A 2,680-nucleotide genomic window follows, 5' to 3' on the forward strand; every position below is an offset into this window, starting at 1 on the left:
GGGGTGATCAGGCTGGGGCAGGACGACCTGCGGGCCCTGGTCGACGACACCGGGGTCATGGCCCACCGCGGACGGGCGCTGAGCCCCCAGCACCCGGTGCTGCGCGGATCGGCACAGAACCCGGATGTCTTCTTCCAGTCCAGCGAGGCCGTCAACCCCTTCTACGACGCGGTGCCGGCCGCGGTGCAGGATGCGATGGACCGGCTGGCCGAGCGCACCGGGCGCGCCTACCGGCTGGTGGACTATGACGGGCACCCGCAGGCCGACCGGGTCATCGTGATCATGGGGTCTGGGGCGGGCGCCGCCCAGGAGACCGTCGAGGAGCTCAACCGTCGCGGGGAGCGGGTGGGCGTGCTCACCGTTCGGCTGTACCGGCCGTTCCCCGCTGCCGCGCTGGTGGCCGCGTTGCCGCCCACCGTCCGCCGGATCGCCGTCCTGGACCGCACCAAGGAGGCCGGGTCGTATGGTGAGCCGCTCTTCCTGGACGTGATGGCGACGCTGGCTGAAGCCGCCTCAGAGGGACAGCGAGAGCCTCTGGCAATGCCGCTGGTGACTGGTGGCCGCTACGGGCTCTCGTCCAAGGAGTTCACCCCAGCGATGGTCAAGGGCGTCTTCGACGAGCTTTCGGCGCAGGCCCCGCGTCGCCGGTTCACGGTTGGCATTGTCGACGACGTGACCCATCTGTCGGTGCGCCCGGACCCCGACTTCGTGCTGCCCACGCCGGCCGGCGACGTGCGCGCGGTCTTCTACGGACTGGGCTCGGACGGCACCGTCGGCGCCAACAAGAACACCGTCAAGATCGTCAGCCGCAGCAGCGACCTGCACGCCCAGGGTTACTTCGTCATCGACTCGAAGAAGGCCGGGGCGATGACGGTGTCGCACCTGCGGTTCTCCCGTGAGCCCATCCGCTCGACGTACCTCATCGACCAGGCGGACCTCGTCGCCTGCCACCAGTTCGGTTTCCTGACCACTGCGGACGTCCTTGCCGTGGCCCGGCCGGGAGCGACCGTGCTGCTGAACGCGCCGTACCCGGCCGACCAGGTGTGGGACGTGCTTCCCGAGCGGGTCCAGCGGGCCATCATCGAGAAGAGCCTGAAGGTTCACGTCATCGACGCGCATCGGGTGGCCCGTGACCTCGGCCTTCGAGGGCGGATCAACACCGTCATGCAGCCGTGCTTCTTCGCGCTCTCGGGGATCCTGCCCCAGGAGCAGGCCATCGACGCGGTCCGGGCCGCCGTGAAGAAGAGCTACGGCCGGCGGGGACACCAGATCGTCGAGCGCAACCTCGCCGCCATCGACGCGTCCCTGGCCGAGCTGCACGAGCTCACCGTGCCGGCACAGGTGACCTCGACCACGCCCCTGCACGAGGTGGTCCCGGTCGGGGCGCCGGACTTCGTGACCAGGGTGACCGCCCGGATCATGGCCGGCGAGGGGAATCTGCTCCCGGTCAGCGCGCTGCCGGTGGACGGAACCTTCCCGACCGGGACGACCCGGTACGAGAAGCGGGCGCTGGCCCAGGAGATCCCGATCTGGGACCCGGACATCTGCATCGACTGCGGCAAGTGCGCGATCGTCTGCCCGCACAACGCGATGGGGATGCGGGTGCTGACCCCCGACGCCCTGCAAGGCGCGCCGGACACTTTCGAGTCCAAGGACTTCACCGCCCGCGAGCTGACCACCCCGCACCTGCTGAGCATCCAGGTCGCCCCCGACGACTGCACCGGGTGCGGGGTGTGTGTGGAGCAGTGTCCGGCCAACAGCAAGAGCGTGGTCGGGCACAAGGCCCTCAACATGGAGCCGGTTGCCGAGCACCGGGCACGCGAACGAGCCAACTACGCGTTCGCCGAGACCATCCCGCCGCTGGACCGGGGGCTGCTCGCGCACGACACCATCAAGGGGTCGCAGGTGCTCCAGCCGCTGTTCGAGTTCTCCAGCGCCTGCGAGGGGTGCGGCGAGACGCCATACCTGCGGCTGCTCACCCAGCTCTTCGGCGACCGGATGATCGTGGCAAACGCCACGGGATGCTCCTCGATCTATGGCGGGAACCTGCCGACCACGCCGTGGAGCCGCAACGCGCAGGGCCGCGGCCCTGCCTGGTCCAACAGCCTGTTCGAGGACAACGCGGAGTTCGGTCTGGGCATGCGTCTGGGCGCCGACAAGGGCAGGGCGACCGCACGGGAGCTGGTCAGCACCCTCGCTGACAAGGTCGGTCCCGAACTGGCCGGCGAGATCCTTGAGGCCGACCAGTCTGCCGAGGCGGGTATTACCGCACAGCGGGAGCGCGTCGTACGCCTGCGCGAGCGGCTGGATGCGATCGGGCCGGACCCCGTCGCGCGGCACCTGTCGAGCCTCGCCGACACCCTGGTGCGCAGCGACGTGTGGATCATCGGCGGCGACGGGTGGGCCTACGACATCGGGTATGGCGGCCTCGACCACGTCCTTGCCTCGGGGGAGAACGTCAACGTGCTGGTGCTCGACACGGAGGTGTACTCCAACACCGGCGGTCAGGCGTCCAAGGCCACCCCGAGGGGCGCGGTCGCGAAGTTCGCCTCAGCCGGCAAGGAGACTCCGAAGAAGGACCTCGGTGCTCTCGCGATGCAGTACGGCCACGTGTATGTCGCGCAGATTGCGCTCGGGGCCAACGAGGTCCAGACGGTACGGGCCCTGATGGAGGCTGCCG

General features: G+C 69.6%; 1 protein-coding gene. It reads left to right on the forward strand.

Going from position 1 to position 2,680, the window contains the following annotated elements; genetic code table 11:
• A partial coding sequence (gene nifJ, locus VIM19_00005; GenBank protein HEY5183302.1) for a pyruvate:ferredoxin (flavodoxin) oxidoreductase occupies window positions 1-2,680 on the forward strand: 2,680 nt, incomplete at both ends.

It is taken from the genome of Actinomycetes bacterium, assembly GCA_036510875.1.
Taxonomy (GTDB): Bacteria; Actinomycetota; Actinomycetes; order Prado026; family Prado026; genus DATCDE01.